Source organism: Catalinimonas alkaloidigena (assembly GCF_900100765.1).
GTDB lineage: Bacteria > Bacteroidota > Bacteroidia > Cytophagales > Flexibacteraceae > Mooreia > Mooreia alkaloidigena.
In genome coordinates this window covers 345,953-363,489 of sequence record NZ_FNFO01000001.1, presented here as the reverse complement: position 1 = coordinate 363,489, position 17,537 = coordinate 345,953, and the positions used below count along the sequence as shown (strand labels likewise).

At 58.8% G+C, this 17,537-nt stretch carries 12 protein-coding genes; 2 read left to right on the top strand and 10 right to left on the bottom strand.

Going from position 1 to position 17,537, the window contains the following annotated elements; translation table 11 throughout:
- Window position 1: 1 nt before the first annotated feature.
- The 4 genes from BLR44_RS01460 to BLR44_RS01445 all read right to left on the bottom strand — a co-directional run bounded on the left by BLR44_RS01460 (window position 2) and on the right by BLR44_RS01445 (window position 3,707).
- Entirely contained in the window at window positions 2–1,042 is a 1,041-nt protein-coding gene (locus BLR44_RS01460; protein WP_089678186.1) for an outer membrane beta-barrel protein, read from the bottom strand.
- Between the two features lie 92 nt (window positions 1,043–1,134).
- Entirely contained in the window at window positions 1,135–1,464 is a 330-nt protein-coding gene (locus tag BLR44_RS01455; RefSeq protein WP_089678184.1) for a hypothetical protein, read from the bottom strand.
- 148 nt (window positions 1,465–1,612) lie between these two features.
- Entirely contained in the window at window positions 1,613–2,506 is an 894-nt protein-coding gene (locus BLR44_RS01450; RefSeq protein ID WP_218126990.1) for an SDR family oxidoreductase, read from the bottom strand.
- Entirely contained in the window at window positions 2,496–3,707 is a 1,212-nt protein-coding gene (locus BLR44_RS01445; RefSeq protein WP_089678180.1) for a pyridoxal phosphate-dependent aminotransferase, read from the bottom strand. Before BLR44_RS01445 ends, BLR44_RS01450 begins: the two co-directional genes overlap by 11 nt.
- 276 nt (window positions 3,708–3,983) lie before the next feature.
- Between BLR44_RS01445 and BLR44_RS01440 the strand changes: the two genes are divergently transcribed.
- Window positions 3,984–4,982 (top strand): YhdH/YhfP family quinone oxidoreductase, encoded by a 999-nt coding sequence (locus tag BLR44_RS01440; protein ID WP_089678178.1) that lies wholly within the window; start codon window positions 3,984–3,986, stop codon window positions 4,980–4,982.
- 5 nt (window positions 4,983–4,987) lie between these two features.
- Here the strand turns inward: BLR44_RS01440 and glpK are convergent, their stop codons facing one another.
- Complete coding sequence (gene glpK, locus BLR44_RS01435; protein ID WP_089678176.1) at window positions 4,988–6,475, bottom strand: glycerol kinase GlpK; 1,488 nt, start codon at window positions 6,473–6,475, stop codon at window positions 4,988–4,990.
- Between the two features lie 81 nt (window positions 6,476–6,556).
- Window positions 6,557–7,903, bottom strand: a complete 1,347-nt coding sequence (locus BLR44_RS01430) for an NfeD family protein (protein ID WP_089678174.1) — start codon at window positions 7,901–7,903, stop codon at window positions 6,557–6,559.
- A 248-nt stretch (window positions 7,904–8,151) separates the two neighbouring features.
- Between BLR44_RS01430 and BLR44_RS01425 the strand changes: the two genes are divergently transcribed.
- Window positions 8,152–9,258, top strand: a complete 1,107-nt coding sequence (locus tag BLR44_RS01425; RefSeq protein ID WP_089678172.1) for a LysM peptidoglycan-binding domain-containing protein — start codon at window positions 8,152–8,154, stop codon at window positions 9,256–9,258.
- 17 nt (window positions 9,259–9,275) lie between these two features.
- On the opposite strand, the gene BLR44_RS01420 is transcribed toward BLR44_RS01425, so the two are convergent.
- The 4 genes from BLR44_RS01420 to BLR44_RS01405 all read right to left on the bottom strand — a co-directional run bounded on the left by BLR44_RS01420 (window position 9,276) and on the right by BLR44_RS01405 (window position 17,281).
- A complete protein-coding gene (locus BLR44_RS01420) occupies window positions 9,276–12,713 on the bottom strand; it encodes a two-component regulator propeller domain-containing protein (RefSeq protein ID WP_143017052.1) in 3,438 nt (1,145 codons plus the stop codon).
- A gap of 38 nt (window positions 12,714–12,751) precedes the next feature.
- Entirely contained in the window at window positions 12,752–15,583 is a 2,832-nt protein-coding gene (locus BLR44_RS01415) for an OmpA family protein (protein ID WP_089678168.1), read from the bottom strand.
- Window positions 15,584–15,983: 400 nt separating this feature from the next.
- The gene (locus BLR44_RS01410; RefSeq protein WP_089678166.1) at window positions 15,984–16,556 is read right to left on the bottom strand and encodes a class I SAM-dependent methyltransferase; all 573 of its coding nucleotides are present in this window, start codon (window positions 16,554–16,556) and stop codon (window positions 15,984–15,986) included.
- A complete protein-coding gene (locus BLR44_RS01405; RefSeq protein WP_089678164.1) occupies window positions 16,556–17,281 on the bottom strand; it encodes a PIG-L deacetylase family protein in 726 nt (241 codons plus the stop codon). The genes BLR44_RS01410 and BLR44_RS01405 overlap by 1 nt, the downstream gene beginning before the upstream one ends.
- Window positions 17,282–17,537 lie beyond the last annotated feature (256 nt).

Sequence of the window (17,537 nt, the reverse complement as noted above, 5' to 3'; positions counted from 1 at the left end):
ATCAGTCAGAAAAGAGAACGTAACTCAGCCGAATCAGAAACGCGACGTACCCATCGTTGCCCGAAGTGGTGCCACGCGCATTGCCGCGCTGAAAAAAAGTGGGCACGTAGTCGTACGTTTCTCCGTCGAGAGTCATCTGTTGGATCTGCTGGTCGTTGCCCAACAGCGTCGCCAGTCCCCGGCTTGCACCGCTCGCCGAACGCGCCGCCGACCGATTGACCAGCCGCCGCGCTTCCGGCGACAAATCCCGCGGATCGGCAAACGTGCCGCTTACGTCGTCCAGATAATCCGTCGTGGTAAAACGATAGGTAGCCTCGCCACTCAGTTCCAATTGCGGAGTCAGTCGATAGCGCACGCCGAGGCCTAACGGCACGGACACCTGCACCCGCTTGTAGGGCGTGGGGTATCCCTTCTCCGCAGCATTGTCGGCGTGTTGCCCTTCGGTTCCGAGCGGTGCAGCGTTTACCCACTCGCCGTCCAGCCAAACCCGCGGGTTGTGGTGAAACACGCCTACCCCGATCAGTGCATAAGGCATCAGCAGCGGGCGCATCAGCCAATCGTCGACCGGGAGTACGTCGATCGCGGCGGTTACCGCAAGTTCTTTCAGGGAATTTCTGAAATTGGCGTTGCGCAGGTACCGTCGCCGCTCCTCCGCATCGAACGGATTGGCTTTGAAATAATCGTCACCACGCAGACGTGCCCAACTCAGATCGGCCCGAAGAGTGACATAGGGATGGACCCGTTTGGTCACCTGCAGGCCTGACGTGCTGCCCCACAAGGGCTTTTTTGCGGACGCAAACAAGCGGGGAGCCAGATCGCCACGGTACTGCACCGCACCCAACTGCAACCCTACGGTCAGGTAACGCCCTTTCAGATAGTCCTGCCCCACAGGCATAGCGGCTTCGGCGGCTTGTTTGGCCTCCCGGGGCGTTTTCGAACGGCTTCTGGTGCGGTAGTCCTGGGCGTGTAGCCAGCCGCTCGTGCAAAACACGGCCGTCGTGGCGAACGCAAGGCAGCGGAGAAAAGAGGAAAAACGAAGCATAGGCGATGAGGGAGCAATTCACAAGAAAGCTCCCCGTCCCTTCGTGGGGCAGGGAGCTTCTAAAAATGGACCAGCGACATAGCGGGTCGCACTCAGTGCATATCTTTCGACCGGTATTTCAACCCCGCAGGCTTTTTATCCGGCTCCGTTTCGTCTTTGCGCGCGGCTTTGCTGGAGTCGTCGGTTTCGTAGGGCTCAAGATCCTTGTTGGTCTCGTAAGGCTCATCGGCATCGCTCGATTCGGCTCGGTCCGACTTCCGGTACACGTCGTTTTTGGGCTTATTGCCCGTTTTCCGGTTAATTTCCTCGGCCGTATCGTCCGGCTTTACCGTTTCGCCTTTTTCGTCGCGGTTGTCTTCGTACCACTCGTTTTTCGCTTCATTTTCCTTCTCTCCCAGGTACCAGATCGGTTTGCGGATCATGAAAGGCGGCAGGGTCGGTTTATATACAGGGTTTCGCTGAATTCTCATCGGTTCAGGGTCTAGCGTGAGTAAAATGAGGGAGAAGCCACGACATCGCGTCCACCGCTCCCCTCTTTTGGACATACGTGTCCTCGCGTTCGGAAGTTTGCTACTCCGCGAGCGGTTGCGCCTCACGTTCCTTTAAGTGGCGGAGTTTGGCGTCGGGTTGCGTGAGTTGCTCAGAAAGTTGCCAGAGCTGATCGGCGTAGTAGTCGCTTAGCGCGGCCTCCGAAGGTTTTCGCACTTTCTTCTCCACAAAGTACTTGCCGGTAATGCCTTTGACGTTGGGCGACGTCGCCAGGTACAGACTGGTTTGTGCGCCGGCTTCCGAAGAGATGGAGAAGGGAGCCGACAGCGTCATGATCACTTTGTAGATTCCCGAAAACCCCGCTCCGAAATTTGAGTTGACAAACCCGGGATGCACGCTGTTGACGGTGATGCCTTCCGGTTGCAGGCGTTGGGCCAACTGGCGCGTAAACAGGATGTTACACAACTTGGAGTTGCCGTAAGCCCGCATAACGTTGTACTTCTTCGGATTGGCCAGTTGGCTGACCTGAAAGCGAGCCATGCGGTGCGCTTCGGACGAGAGGTTGATGATGCGCGGCTCGTCACTTTGGCGCAGCAAATCCAGCAACAAAGACGTCAACAGAAACGGTGCCAGGTGATTTACGGCAAATGTGTACTCGATGCCGTCTTCGGTCATTTGCTTTTCCTGTACCACCAGCCCGGCGTTGTTGATCAGCACATCCAGGTGACGGTAACGCTGCCGCACGTCACGGGCAATTTTCACCACCTCGTCCTGCCGCGACAAATCACCCAACACGATGTCGAGCTTGCCGCCGGTTTTGGGGTACTGTGCCTCCAGGTCCATCTTGACTTGCAGGGCTTTTTCCTGGTTTCGGCACACCATAATCACCTGAGCACCTTGCCGGTACAATTCACGCGTGGTGACTTTCCCGATGCCCGAGTTCGCGCCTGTTACCAGGCATATCTTATTCTTCATGAGAGTTTGCATTGTGGGTAGGAACGGTTACTTGCGACGGACGGTCCGTCTTGGACAGTTTACGCAAGCTTACCGTTACCCGTTGCAACCCCTCGATCATCTGGGGACGCGGCATTCCGAACGAAATGCGCAGGTGGTTGGTGTTGCCGAACATTTCGCCGGGCAGCACGCGCACCCGGGCGTCGGTAAAGAGGTACCGCGCCATGTCGACGGAATTGGTGATGGGATTTCCCTGATGATCCAGACTGCCGTAGAACGCCGACACATCCGGAAAGAAATAGTACGTCCCCTGCGGGCGAACACATTTTATGCCTTCGATGGCTTTGAAAATGGCCAAGCCCTGTCGTCGTTTTTCATCGAGTTGCGACAGCACGTCGGGCAGGTAGCGGTACCGTTCCTGCCAGGCTACCTCGGCCGCTTTCTGGGTATAGATCGGCACCCCGGCGTGGGTCAGGTCCTGGTACTCGCGGTAGCGCTGAATCAAGCTTTCCGACGCCACTATGTAGCCCACACGCCAGCCCGCCATCGAAAAGCTTTTAGAGAACCCGCTGACGGTCGTGACCCGATCGGCCACCGACTGCCAACTGCCGATGTGGGCCACGCACGAGGCCGTTTCCCCCGTCTGATGCGCATGAAACTCGTGCCCTTCGAAACAGATAAATTCGTAAATCTCGTCGGCCAGAATGTGCACGTGCGGATGCTTTTCGAGCACGCCCACAATCGCTTCAATCTCGTCGACCGAATAAATTTTCCCGGACGGGTTGCAGGGATTTACCAGCACAAACAGCCGTGTCTGCGGCGTAATCAACGCCTCCAGCCGCTTGGGATCGATGCGGTAATCGTCTTCCGGATCGGTGGGCAACGGCACCAGCTTTCCCCCGGCCTGGCGGATCAGATCGGGCAGCGAAAACCAGTACGGTGCCGGAACGATTACCTCGTTTTTGCCGGTGGTCTGGCACAGCAGTTTCATCAGCACGCTGTACATGGCATGGCGTGCACCGGCCGTAATCAGTACGTTTTCGGGCATGATGTCGGCCTGCGTCGCCTGGTAGTGTCGTGCGATTTGCTCTCGGAGTGAATAAATTCCTTCCCCGATCGGGTAGTAGGCCAGATTTTGGTTGATGGCCTCGAGGCCTGCCTGCAACACCGCTTCGGGAACCGGGTGGCTGATTTCACCCGATGTCATGGAAATAATATTCATGAAAGCATAATTTCGTAGGGGATACGCCCCAGGTACTGACAATAAGGCCCGCGCTCGCAAAAAGTAGGTCTGACGCCCGGTTGGCACTGTAAATCCAAAGGTAGCATTTTTCCATTCCTACGCTATTTAAAACGGCTTTTTGTCATACAACCCAGCGGGATTTTCTACCCATCGGTGTAAGACTTTCGCGCTTTCCTGGCTGCGATTGCTCCATTTTTCCTAGCTTTCCTGCGGCCGCACTGCACTGCGCGCTTCCGTAACCTTTAGCTGTTCGTTATGCCCTCGTTTACCTACAAAGCCCTGCGCGTTCACGAAATCTCCGAAAATCAGGTGGAGCGCTCCATCACCTCATGTACGCTCGACGACCTGCCCCCGGGCGAAGTGCTGGTGCGTGTGCACTATTCGTCGCTCAACTACAAGGACGCGCTTTCGGCAACCGGAAACCGGGGGGTGACGCGTCATTATCCGCACACACCGGGCATCGACGCGGCCGGTGTGGTGGAAGAGAGCAGCGACGCACGCTACCAACGTGGCGATGAGGTGATTGTGACTTCGTACGACCTGGGCATGAACACACCGGGCGGTTTCGGGCAATACATCCGCGTGCCGGCCGACTGGGTGGTGCCGCGCCCGCAAGGCCTGAGTCTCTACGAGAGTATGATTCTGGGGACGGCAGGTTTCACCGCGGCACTGGCCCTGCACAAGATGGAACAGAATGGCCAGCATCCGGACCAGGGGCCCGTGCTGGTTACGGGAGCGACCGGAGGCGTGGGCAGTTCGGCGGTGGCGCTGCTGGCCAAAGCGGGGTATCAGCCGATTGCTTCGACCGGGAAACAGGACCTTCACGCCTACCTGGAGGCTTTAGGAGCCACCGAAATTATTTCGCGGGAAGCGGTCGACGAGCCGCTCCGCAAGCCGATGCTGAGCAGCCGGTGGGCCGGAGCCATCGACAGTGTGGGAGGGTCGACGCTGGGTACGGCCATTCGGGCGTGTGCCCCCAACGGAAACGTAGCGACCTGCGGCCTGGTGGGGTCTCCGAATCTGTCCGTAACGGTCTTTCCGTTCATCATCCGGGGTGTCAACCTGCTGGGCGTCGAGTCGGCCGAGTGCCCCATGCCGCTCCGGCTGCAAATCTGGCAGAAACTGGCGACCACCTGGCGCATCGACCATCTTTCGCAGATTGCACACCTGTGCTCGCTCGATCACCTGAACGGGTACATCGACCTGATGTTACAGGGCAAAACGCGCGGCCGCATTGTGGTGGACCTGCGCTAGAAAGGCTACTCGTGGAGCCAGCCGAGCGTACGTTTCACGGCTTTTTGCCACCCGGCGTACAAACTGGCCCGCGCCGTGTCGTCCATGTGCGGAGCAAACCGCTTTTCCACCCGACGTACTTCGGCGATGGTCTCAAGCGACCAGATGCCCACGTGCATTCCTGCCAGACAGGCGGCGCCCCACGCCGTCGACTCAATCACCTCGGGGCGTTCGACTTCCACCCCCAGAATATCGGCCTGAAACTGCATCAGGTAATTGTTGGCCACGGCTCCTCCATCCACTTTCAGGGTCTGAAGCGTCAGACCTGAATCTTCCTGCATGGCTTCCAGCACGTCGCGCGTCTGGTACGCCAGCGACTGCAATGTGGCGCGCACCAACTCAGGGGCTCCTGTATCGCGGGTCAGGCCAAAAATGGCCCCGCGAGCGTACATGTCCCAATAGGGTGCGCCCAACCCTACGAACGCCGGCACGACATACACCTCTTGCGCCTCGCCCGCCTGCCGGGCCAGCGCCTCGGTTTCGCTCGCCGACTGGATCAGTTTCAGCCCGTCGCGCAGCCATTGCACCGCCGCCCCGGCAATGAAAATACTGCCTTCCAGGGCGTAGTTCACTTTTCCGTCCGGTCCCCAAGCCAACGTAGAAATCAGACCGTTTTTCGAGTAACACAGTTCTTCGCCGGTGTTCATCAGCATGAAACAGCCCGTTCCGTAGGTATTTTTGGCCGTGCCCGGCTCGAAACACGCCTGCCCGAACAGCGCCGCGTGCTGATCGCCCGCGACCCCCGCAATGGGAATGTCTACGCCGTCGATGGTCCAAGTCCCGAAATCGGCGCTACACGGCAGCACGTCGGGCAACATGGCGGCCGGAATGTCTAGTTCGCGCAGCAGTTCTTCGTCCCACGCCAGTTCACGGATATCGAACAACATGGTGCGTCCCGCGTTGGTGTAGTCCGTAACGTGTCGCTGGCCGCCCGTCGCCTTCCACATCAGCCACGTATCCATGGTGCCGAACAGCAGCTCGCCCCGCTCGGCACGTTCGCGCGCCCGGTCGATATGGTCGAGCATCCACCTGATTTTGGTGGCCGAGAAGTATGAATCGATCACGAGGCCGGTTTTTTCCCGCACCTGATCTTCGAGTCCCCGTTCGCGCAATTCTTCACAGAGAGGGGCCGTCCGTTTATCCTGCCAGACCAGGGCATTGGCGATGGGCTCGCCCGTTGTACGGTCCCAGATGACGGTTGTTTCGCGCTGGTTCGTAATGCCGATGGCGACGACCTGGCGGGCCGATACCCCGTGGTCGCGCAACACCTGTTCGGTCACCTGCTTCTGGGTTGTCCAGATTTCGTTGGCGTCGTGTTCGACCCAACCGGGTTTTGGGTAATGTTGGGTGAATTCCTGCTGCGCAATGCGGCAGAGACGGCCCTGATGATCGAACAGCACGGCGCGGGAACTGGTGGTGCCCTGATCGAGGGCCAACACGTACGATGGGGTCATGCGGAGGTGTGGTAAGTTGTTTGCTCCAAACTACGGACGATTTCACGCCTTGTCAACTTACCACACAAAATGCCCTCCCCCCTACGCCTCCGCGGGAGGAGCCGCAGCCATACGCACACGCAGGCTGGTGCCTTCGTCGGAAATGACCACAATGGGTTGATCGCGGTCGATGTACTCGCCGCGCGTGTAAGCGTCGTACAGGTTGCCGTCGATCCGGATTTTGCCGCTGGGCCGCAGGACGGTATGCGCCTCGCCGACTTTTCCGACCAGCGAACGGTCATAGAAACTAGACGTATAGCCTTCGGCCCGCTTGAACGTATCCTGCAACGCGATGCGCTGGATTGCACGACTGTGCGCCAGCCGAAAGCCCCCCAGCACCAGAAGCCCAAGCGAACCGAACAGGCCGATGACGACCGCCAGCCCCGCCCGCTGTAGCGCCGCGACCGGCACCAGACCGAAATCGAAGTAGTCGTTGCCGATCATCATGAGCAGCAGACTCCCGAACGTCAGCACGATGCCTGCGATGCCCGCCACCCCGAATCCGGGAATGACGAAGACTTCCACGGCGATCAGCCCCAGGCCGATCACAAACGCCAGCAGTTCCCAGTTGGCGGCCAGTCCGTTCAGGTAATACGGCACGAAGTAGAGTACGGCGGCGACAATGGCGGCCAGCAGCGGAAACCCAATGCCCGGCGATTGCAACTCGAAGTAAATGCCGCCGATGATGACCAGAATCAGGATGCCGCTGATGAACGGATTCAGGAAGATGGCAATGATGCGCTCCACCACGCTGAGTTCGTACCGATCCACGTGGGCGTCGGCCAGTCCGTTGCGGGCCAGAATTTCGTCGATGCTGCTGACCTTGGCTTCACAGTACCCCAGTTTGAGCGCTTCGTCGGCCGTCAGGGTCAGCACCTGTCCCGTGTCGATCACGCCTTCGACGTGCATCCGCTCGTCGACCATCGCTTCGGCCACGCGCGGATCGCGCCCGTTCGACTCGGCGGTGGTGCGCATCATCGACCGCATGTACGACTGGTACTTGTCGGGAGCGGCCGCGCCATCGCCCGTTACCACCGTCGCGGCACCGATGCTGGCGCCGGGTGCCATGTAAATGCTGTCGCAGGCGATGGAAATCAGCGCCCCTGCCGAGGCCGCATCTTTGTTGATGAACACCCAGACGGGTTTCGGATATTCCAGAATGCGCGTACGGATGTCGTCGGCGTCGTTCAGCGCGCCGCCGTAGGTATCCATGTCGATGATGACGTAGTCCGCATTTTGCTCGGTTGCCTGCGCCAGGGCCAGCTCTACGTAGCGGCTCATGCGCGGGTCAATGTCGCTTCGGATCTCCAGCACAAACACGTTGACGGCCCCCGCGCCGTGAACAACCAAGGCGCAGAGAAGCAAGCAAAAACTCAGTATCTTTTTCATAGCGTTTGCAAACAAAGGTGGTGGTGCAGAAGAGACAAATCGGCCCTTCGCGTAAGGAAGTTACTGGTTTTAGGCCATCCGATACGCAAAGCGGACGAAATAAAAATCCCCTTCTTCCGTTGCATTATACAACGCAAACCACTCACTTTGTAACCTTATTAGACCGAGCCCAACTCTGCCGGGTTGATCGGTCGCATAAGTTGATTACACGTCAAACTTCTTTTATCCGAACACGCGAGCTCGTGAATATGCGCTTTTTCCGTTATCGTCACTCCCTTTTTGTATTGTTGATTGCCCTCTGCGCCTACCTGCCTCCCGCACAGGCTTCGGTGGCGCCGAAGGACTCCATCGGTACGGAGCGCAAGGGCGGGAAGCTGCTGGTGCTGCACCGGGTCGAACCTAAAGAAACGCTCTACGCCATTGCCCGGCGGTACAACGCCAACGTTGCCGACATCCGTGATGCCAACCCCGGCCAGACCGAGGTGCTTAGCCCGGGACAGGTGCTGCGGGTGCCCATTCCGGAGCCGGTCAACCGCCAGGCCCTGCCCGCCAACATCAAAACGCATACGGTCGAAGCCTCGCAAACGTTGTTTGCCATTTCGCGGATGTACAACGTGACGGTAGAAGAGATCAAGAAATGGAATAACCTGACGTCCAACGAGTTGTCGGTCGGTCAGCAACTGATCGTCGAGCCCCCGGAAACGGCCGCCCTTACACCGCCGCCCTCTTCCATGCCGCAGCCGGAAGAACTGCCGGACGAGCCTTTACCCGCCGGACAGCACGAAGTAAAACCCTCGGAGACGCTGTATTCCATCGCGCGTGCGTACGGCATATCGGTACAGGACCTGAAGGCCTGGAACCAGTTGACGGGCAACGAACTATCGGTCGGCCAACGCCTCATCGTCTCGAACGGGACCGAAGCTACTGCGGAAACGCCGGAAATCGTGACACCGGACGAAGCGCCCGCGACGCCCGTCACCACCGAAGAGGGGACTGCGACAGTCTCCGGTCCTCTGCCGAAAACAACGCCGGACCCTACCTATACGGGCGAACCGACGTCGCGCACTGTGAACATTACCGGGTATGACAAAGTGGTTGAAACCGGCCTGGCCGAAGTGATCGACAACGTACCGGAAACCTCCAAGTACTTGGCCCTGCACCGGACGGCGCCGAACGGCACCATCCTGCAGATTAAAAACGAGATGAACGGCAACAGCGTGTTTGTGCGCGTCATCGGTCGTCTGCCCGATACCGGCAACAATGATAAGGTGATCGTACGCATCTCGAAAAAAGCGTTTGAGCGACTGCAGGCGGGCAACCGGCGGTTTCTCGTCGAAGTGTCGTACATCCCCTGATTTCTTTTGGGACGCGCTCAGTAGGTCTTGATATCTTTTGAAGAAGGGACCGAAGCGGTTTCATCGTCCGTGGCAGATTCTACGTCCAGGTGCTGCGGAAACTGGACTTCGAACATTGTCCAGTTTTCGATGGGAAGAAACTCCACCGTTCCTCCAATCTTTTCGACGGCCATCCGTGCCAAAAACAGGCCCAGCCCCGTTCCCTGGCTGGCCGTTGAGCCCCGATAGAACATCGTGAACAAGCGGGGGCGCTGTTCTTCGCTGATGCCCATGCCGTTGTCGGCCACCCGGACCCGGACCTGTCCTTCCTGCAGCGTAATCGTTATTTTGACCTGACACACCGGGGCTTCGGGGCGGCGGTAGCGCAAGGCATTTTCGAATAAGTTGGCAAACAACGTTTCCAGCATTTTCTCGTCGGTGTACACCGGAATGGTGGACAGTCCCGACCACTCAAATTCCACCTCCGTGTAGCCCGGCACCGACGCCAGCGAGTAGCGGATGCTTTCCAGCGTCTGGCGCAGTTCGATGGTCTCCGGCACCACCTGCAGGTTGCGCATCTGGTAGATGAACAGTACCCGATTCAGGGTTACGTTCGCCAGCTCGCAGGCGTCGTCCAGCATCCGAATGTAGTCGAGGGCTTTGGCATCTTCCACGTCCAGGGCGGCTACTTTGCAGAGCCCCAGAATGCGCGCCACCGGTCCGCGGATGTCGTGCGAGGCACGGTACACAAACGTGTCGAACTGCTGGCCGCTGCGCCGCAGTTCTTCGTTCACGCGCTGGAGGTCGCGGGTACGTTCGGCCACGCGGCTTTCCAGTTCGTCGTTGACCGACAACAGGCGCATGTTTTGATCTTCGATGATCGATTTGGCCTGCAGCAGGTGAATGTTTTTTTCTTCGATTTTGTGTTTCTGCCGCTCGATCTCTTCGGTGCGCTGCCGCAGTTGTGCCGTTCGTTCTTCGACCAGCGCTTCGAGGGCCAGCTTCTGCCGCTGCATGCCCCGGATGCGCTGCCGGTAGTAGAGCAGCACACTCCCCACCAGCACGAGGCCCAGCGCAATGCGGAACCAGAGTCGCTCCCACCACGCCGGATGAATCAGAATCCGAATGGAAGTTTTCTGTTCGTTCCAGACGCCGTTCCGGTCGGTGGCCCGCACGTGAAAGACGTACTGCCCCGCATCCAGGTTGGTATACGGTGCCTGCCGACGATTTTCAGAGTCGACCCATTTTTTGTCGAATCCTTCCATCCAGTACTGATACCGGTTGTTTTCCGGATCGAGGTAGTTGAGAAACGCAAATTCGAGCGTGAAGAAGTTGTCGTCGTGCCGCAGTTCAATCTGTGCGGTTTCGTCCAGCGGTTGGGCCAGTTGCTGCTTTTCGCCCAGCAGCGAAAAACTGCGCAGGTAGAGCGGGGGCACCCACTCTTTCGGAAACAGCTTTTGTGGCTCGGCCATCAGCAGGTGGTCGTTCCCGCCGAAATAAAGACGCCCATTTTGCCCGGCAGACGCGGCCCACTGCACAAACTCGTGGTTGTAGAGTCCGTCGATGGTGGTAAAATGCCGGAACTGCGACGTCGCGGGATCGAAGCGCGAGAGGCCCGCTGCCGTAGTCAGCCATAGATTCCCGGCCTGATCGGCCACCATGCTGCGAATTTCGTCCGGCAACTGCGCATCGTTCACCCGCCGGAAGCGGTTGCGGTTGGCTTCAAACATGCACAGCCCACCGTCGAGCGTGCCGACCCAGATGCGCCCGCGTACGTCTTCGGCGACGGCGGTCACGGTATTGCCCGGCAGGCTGTGGACATCGCCGGGTTGATGTTTGTAGGTCACAAACGCATCGCGACCTGCATCATAGCGAGCCAGTCCGGCTTCGCGGGTACCCACCCAGAGCCTACCCATGCGATCTTCGTAGAGCACCTTGACCGTATTTCCGGGCAGGCTCCCGGCGTCGTCGGGATGGTGTTGGTAGTTCTGAAAACGATAGCGTCCCCGCTCCTGCCCCCGCAGGCGGCTCAGCCCCCCACCGTAGGTTCCCACCCACAATTGTCCTCTCCGGTCCCGGTACAACGTTTCGATGGCGTTGCTCGCCAGACTGGTAGAATCGTCCGGTTGGTGGTAAACGCGCTGAAACGTGCCGTCGGCCTGAAGCTGCGCCAGTCCTTCGTCGGCGGTTCCGACCCAGAGGTTGCCGTTGCGGTCTTCGGCCAGGGCCGTCACGTAATCTTCGTTCAGGCTGCGTGTCTGATTCGGGTCGTAGCGAAACGACTGAAACTGTTGTGTTTTGCGCTGGTAGCGGTAGAGGCCATCGCCAAACGTGCCAATCCACAGCTGGTCGCGCTCGTCTTCGTAACAGGATACCACCGAGCCTGCCTGAAAGCCCTGTTGCTGCGTGGGGAATACCGTAAAGATGGTGCTCTGCGTTTCAAAACGGCTGACGCCCCCGCTTTCTGTAGCCACCCACAGCAGTCCGGACGGATCGAGGTACAATTGGTTAAGCTTGTTGTCACGCAGACTGGTCGGGTCAGTCGGGTCGTGCTGGTAGGCATGGAACAAACCGGTTTCCCGGTTCAGGTGGTTGAGCCCCCCGCCCCGCGTCGCCAGCCATAGATTTCCGTACAGATCTTCCGTTACCGACAACACATAATCGTTCGACAAGCTGCCGGGCTGTTGGGACTGATGCTGAAAACGGGTAACGGTGTTGCGGCGGGCGCTGATGCGAAACAAACCTTGTCCGTAGGTGCCGGCCCACAGGTTGCCCGCCTGGTCTTCGTGCACCACAAAGACATCGCTGGTCGCCAGCATGGAATCTCGCCGGAACGGTCGGAAAGTAGCCGGCGATACGTGCGGGTTAAAGTGGTAGAGCCCGCTGCCGAACGTCCCGAGCCAGAGACTGCCCTCCCGGTCCTGGCAGATAGAAAAGACCGTGTTGGTTTCCAGCCCGCCCTGTCCGTTGGCATAGCTAACGAAGCGCTGCTGTTCCGGAACAAACTGGCTCAGGCCGCCCCCGTAGGTACCGATCCAGAGGGTTCCCTCCCGGTCTTCGAAAAGCGAGACGACGTTGTTGCCGCCCAGGCTGCCCGGCTGCGCCGGATCGTGCCGGTAGTGGCGGGCTGTGCCGGTGCGGGGATCGAACCGATTCAGCCCGCTATCGTAGGTGCCGATCCACAGATTTCCGTCGCGGTCTTCCAACAGTGACTGGATGTAGTTGCTGCTGAGGCTGGTCGAATCGTCCGGGTCATGCCGGAACACTTCGACCGTGGAGCCGTCGTACCGGCAGAGACCGTCTTTCGTACCGATCCAGATGTAGCCTTTCCGGTCCTGCAACACACTGGTAACGTAGTCGTGCGGAATGCCCTGAGTAGTGGTCAGGTGCCGGAAACTGAGACGGTGCTCCTGACCAGCCACCGCCAGCGGAAGCCACATCAAAAGCCAGAACCAGTTTCGTACCTTGTGTTTCACGTGTCAGTCAGTTCCTGCTTCGCACGATCGCGTGGTGCCTAACGCGGCAGCACGTATTCGTTCGAAAGCGTCTCGTTGAGTTTGCGCAAGCGGACCGGCTGGCCCCGCTCCAGGTTTTCGCCGGTGATGCCGTTGAGCCGCCGGAACTCCTCCGGGTCCATGCCATAATGCTGCGCCAGCGTTTCCACCGAAGTTTCTTTTAGAAGGATTCCGGTAAAGGTCTGGGACTCAAACATCACCGGACTGTTGCGCACTTCGAATTCCACCCGCCGGTTCGATTGCCGGCTGATTTCGTTCGTTTCGCCCGCGAGCGATTGCGGCCGACCGTGCGCCCAGATGACCAGCGCTTCGGGAGCTACACCTTCCGTAATGAGGTAATCGCGTACGGTTTCCCCCCGTTGCCAGCTCAACCGCCGGTTAAATTCTTTTGAGCCCACGTCGTCGGTATGCGCGTGCAAATCGATCCGGGCTTCCGGGTAACGACGGCAGAAAGCGGCCAGCTCGTCCAGCACGCCAAGGGCTTCCTGACGCAGGTCAGCGCTGTTGTAATCGAAGAAGATGGTCTCAAACGTAGCCACCCGTTCTGAAGCCTCTCCAGCCAATAAGGTACCGGTCACCTCGTGGACGGTCAGGTGATCGAGGTAGTAGGGTTTGCCTTCGGCCGGTCGCCGTTCCGGCACGTTCACCAGAAGTTTTTGGGGTTGGTTTTCTTCAGGACTCTCGTATTGAAACTCGCCCTGCGGTCCCGTCAGGGTCATGCCCACCACTTCGCCGCGCTCGTCGGCCAGCGCGATGGTCACGCCCGCGGCCGCTTCGCCCGTTCCGGCGTCCATCAAGCGTCCCGTTACGTGGATGCGGCGGGCGGTCCGGTCCGCGCGGTGGCGCGTCAAACGGAGCTGGTGCAACTCGGGCAAAAATTCGTAGGAGAAGGTTTCCGAGCGCATTTCCGTCTCGGCCAAATGCCGCGTCTGGCCGGTGGCCATGTCGACTAGGTACTCAGCTGACCGCAGCGGCAACTGTGCATAAGTAAAGCCACCGGACGAATCGGGCTCCAGCGGAATTTTCCGACTTACGATCCGACGCGCGCCCGGAAGTACATCGGCCAGCGCCCGCTCTTCCATCGGCAGTTTGGCGTAGTCCAACTCTCCGTCTTCGGGCATTTCGTGAACCGCCAGTTCGGCGGTACGCTGCACGATGATGCGCTCCAGCCGCAGCCAGTCCTCTTCAGGAAGCTGACGGTAGTACTGCTCGTCTTCCTGGCTCAGGGCCAGGGGCGCTCCTTCGTCCAAGGCCCGCCGGTACGCGTGCGCGATGCGCTCAATACGCTCCTGTTCTTCCAATGGCAAGGCTTCCAGCCGCAGGGATTCGTCGGCCTGGGTTGCCAGTGCCTGGGGTTCCAAACCTTCGCTCAGGTATTTGCGAAGCGAGCTTTTTTCGACAGTAGCCAGCTTTTGCAGCACGTTCCATTCGTCGCTCCGCAGGGGCACATCGTTGTGCAACGCTCGCCCTACCTGCAGGCGCGTTTGCAAGCGAGACAGATGCCGCTTCTCTTCCACCGAAAGCTTTTCGAAGTGAAACCCCGACGTGAGGGTAGCCAACGTCGACATGACGGCCGTATCGCTGTGCGAATAGAAAGTGTAGACGTCGAAGGTACCCGCCCGGTTTGACGACAGCCAGCCTCGGTCGGCCTGTACGGTGTAAAACACGTCGTCGGCCGACGAGTTGAAAGGCGCGCCCAGGTTGATGACCCGGGGTTGTTTTCGGAACCACTTGTGCGCCGAAAACAGGTCGAACCCACCCATACCGGCGTGCCCCTCCGAAGCGAAAATCAGGCGACCATCGCTCGGGTCGATGAAAGGAGCCAGTTCGTCGAGGGGCGTGTTAATGAAGTCGCCCATATTCTGGGGAGCGGCCCATCCGTGTGCGCCTTTATGAAGGCTGAACCACAGGTCGTCGCCTCCCCGACCGCCCGGCCGGTCAGAAGCAAAGAACAACGTATCGCCCCCGGGCGAAAAGGCCGGATGGCGCGTGCGATAGCCCGTCCGGTTGATTACCCCCGGCAACGGTCGCGGCCGGCTCCACCGTCCCTTTTTCCAGGTCGTGACGTAGATCCGGCAGGCAGGGGCGTTGGCCTCACACCGGGTAAAGTAGTATTCGGGACGTGTAGGATGAAAAACGCCGCCGCCCTCACGCCAATTTCCGTGGGAGGCAGGTACGTGCTGGCGTTTGATTCCCAGAAACGCAGCGGGCGTCAGGAGCGTAAAGCGCGAAAGGCCCCGCCGTGAAGTATCGGCCAGGGTGCTGTGCGCCAGGTCTACCCAGGGTGCCACAAGCGTATCGGCTTTCACTGCCGGGGCATACTGATGCCGGGGACCGCTCAACGGGGCAGGCAACCGCCGGAAGTCAAAATGCGGCTGAGGCACCAAATCCTGCCACATAACCAGCCGGCAACCCGCCATTTCGCGTTCCAGCCGCCAGGCCAGGGTCTGAGGCAAGTCCTGCCGGTGCCAGACCTCGTTAAACGTCTGCCAGGCCAGCTCCAGCCGTCCGTTGATTTTGTACATCAACCCGAGGTAGAAATGCGCTTCGGGCAGACTGTCGAGCGTCAGCACTTCCTGATACGCCCGTTCGGCTTCGGCATACAGCCCCTGACGACGCTTGCACTCGGCCACCCGGAAGCGCAACGCCACATCGTCGGGGTGCATGCCCTTCAGAAGCGTGTACTGCACATCAGCGTCGGCGTACCGTTCCAGTTGCCAGCTTTTTTCGGCTTCGCGCATACGCTTCCGCTCCGACAGATGTTGCGCCTGCAACCACCCGCCGCATCCTAGCAATAGCCATACGCTTAGCCCGAACGTCGCTTTTCGCATCGCGCTTGTGTAGTCAATGTTCCATGCACCTGCCAGCAGCGCTTGCGTTTGGGGGCATGGGCGATTTTCTCATGATTTACCTTGAAATAAATCAATTAAAGGGAGTTCGCGTAACGCAGTGATTTTTAAGAAAGTAAGGTTTCCGGGGCGGGGAAATCAAAGTGAGGGGAGTACACCCTTCCTGCACAGAAGTCACCGAGCGAAGGCACCGCTGGCTTCCAAATACATTTCTTCATAGGACGCCTTCTTCCTATAAACAAATCGCCATTTTATCGAAATAAGCCGGATGGTACGGATTAGCGTGAGGCCCAGGTGGATAAAATCGTGTCTGCAAATGCCTGATCGCCGGGCATTCTTACGCATCTGTGATTTTTGGGCGAATTTCGATTCAGGGCCGGGACTATTTCCGCCAGTGCCAGTACGTCTGGCTGCGTACACCCGGCGACAGTAAGGTATGCACCGGGGCCAGCAACGTGAGTCGCTGTTGCTGAGTCAGCTCGTGGAGAAGTGCCTCATCGGCCTGAAAAGGAGCGTGTTGCGGAGCGGAAGTGGCCAATCCTACATGTGTGAACAAACGGGTGTAGGCGATCCCCTCCGGCCTCAACACGCGGTGGAGTTCGCCCACCATACGACAAAAATGAGCTTCGTCCTCAGCAAAATGGAGCACATCACAACACAGCACCGCGTCGAAAAACCGATCGGGAAAGGGCAGTGCGGCAACAGACGCGACACTAAAATGGTCCGTCGGCGTACCCAAAGCACCTGCCTGCCGCTGGACAAAGGCAATGTCTTCGGCCGACGTATCGATGCCGTACATGAGCACGCCGATGCGCAGCGGGTACCACAGGTTGCGCCCCATGCCACACCCGGCGTCCAGCACACGCAAGCCCGGACGGACCTGTTCCTGCAAAAGCACTTGAAGCCAGAACGGTTCGATGTCGCCGAGCACAGCACGAAGTTGCGCGGGTTGCATCAGGCAGGGTCCGTCAGGCCGTGCGTCATGCACGTCACGGGCGGATCAAACGATTCTCCGAAAAATTCGAAGTGGTTGGTGTCGCCTACCTTTTCGACTACCTGCGACTCGGCGATGGTTTTCTGATACGTCTTGTAACAGTTGAGGGCTTCGCGCATCGCGTTTCTGGCTTCGTCGGAAAGCGGCATCGAACAGTCGATGTGACCCGGAGGCGATTGCTTGATGCGGAAATTATTGCCCATGAAAGGACTTTCGCCGTTGTCGGGCAGGGCCAGGAACGCCAACCGCTTGAGGTACGGCACCTGCCGGTCGCGCAGTTCCAGGTACACGCGCTTGATAACCGCATGGGCCACCAGATGGTCGTGAAATCCGCTGATGCCGTACACCGGATAGGTCACCACCACCTGCGGCTGCAAGGCCTCGATGTGCGCCTGAATGGCTTGTTCCAGCACCCGCGGGTCCATGTAGGCCAGCTGACCATCGGGAAAATCGTCGACCCGCATGCCCGTCAGGCCCAGCACGTTCTCCACTGCCACCATTTCCTGATAACGCACCTCCCCCATCGCTTCGATGCTCAGTCCCAATTCGTGACGCACTTTGGTCGCGCCGCCTTTCGTCAGAGTGTAGAGAAAAACTTCGTGTCCGGCTTTTAGTTGTAGATACATGGAAGCCGCCGGGCCAAACGACTCGTCGTCGGGATGAGGAAAAATGTAGAGAATGCGCATGGTGATGAGAATTCCGCCAAGGTTATTCCGGAAGGAGGCATTTCCTCTGCCGGAACGGCAAAAAAATCAGAGGATGAACGATTAGTACAAGGTGAATGTAGCTGCAATATAACGCAGCCAAGCACACGCTGTGTATATACCTATGCTGACGCAAGAAGTTACGCAGATGCGGCGTAAGGTTTAAAAAATACAACCCTGTGCCAGAACACTTTTAGAATAGGGAAAGAAAATTGTCGCTTATAAAGTAAAAGTAGGA

Excerpts from the sequence above, each read along its gene's own strand:
- BLR44_RS01460 (WP_089678186.1), bottom strand. The coding sequence starts at position 1,042 with ATGCTTCGTTTTTCCTCTTTTCTCCGCTGCCTTGCGTTCGCCACGACG.
- BLR44_RS01455 (WP_089678184.1), bottom strand. The coding sequence starts at position 1,464 with ATGATCCGCAAACCGATCTGGTACCTGGGAGAGAAGGAAAATGAAGCG.
- BLR44_RS01450 (WP_218126990.1), bottom strand. The coding sequence starts at position 2,506 with ATGAAGAATAAGATATGCCTGGTAACAGGCGCGAACTCGGGCATCGGG.
- BLR44_RS01445 (WP_089678180.1), bottom strand. The coding sequence starts at position 3,707 with ATGAATATTATTTCCATGACATCGGGTGAAATCAGCCACCCGGTTCCC.
- BLR44_RS01440 (WP_089678178.1), top strand. The coding sequence starts at position 3,984 with ATGCCCTCGTTTACCTACAAAGCCCTGCGCGTTCACGAAATCTCCGAA.
- glpK (WP_089678176.1), bottom strand. The coding sequence starts at position 6,475 with ATGACCCCATCGTACGTGTTGGCCCTCGATCAGGGCACCACCAGTTCC.
- BLR44_RS01430 (WP_089678174.1), bottom strand. The coding sequence starts at position 7,903 with ATGAAAAAGATACTGAGTTTTTGCTTGCTTCTCTGCGCCTTGGTTGTT.
- BLR44_RS01425 (WP_089678172.1), top strand. The coding sequence starts at position 8,152 with ATGCGCTTTTTCCGTTATCGTCACTCCCTTTTTGTATTGTTGATTGCC.
- BLR44_RS01415 (WP_089678168.1), bottom strand. The coding sequence starts at position 15,583 with ATGCGAAAAGCGACGTTCGGGCTAAGCGTATGGCTATTGCTAGGATGC.
- BLR44_RS01410 (WP_089678166.1), bottom strand. The coding sequence starts at position 16,556 with ATGCAACCCGCGCAACTTCGTGCTGTGCTCGGCGACATCGAACCGTTC.
- BLR44_RS01405 (WP_089678164.1), bottom strand. The coding sequence starts at position 17,281 with ATGCGCATTCTCTACATTTTTCCTCATCCCGACGACGAGTCGTTTGGC.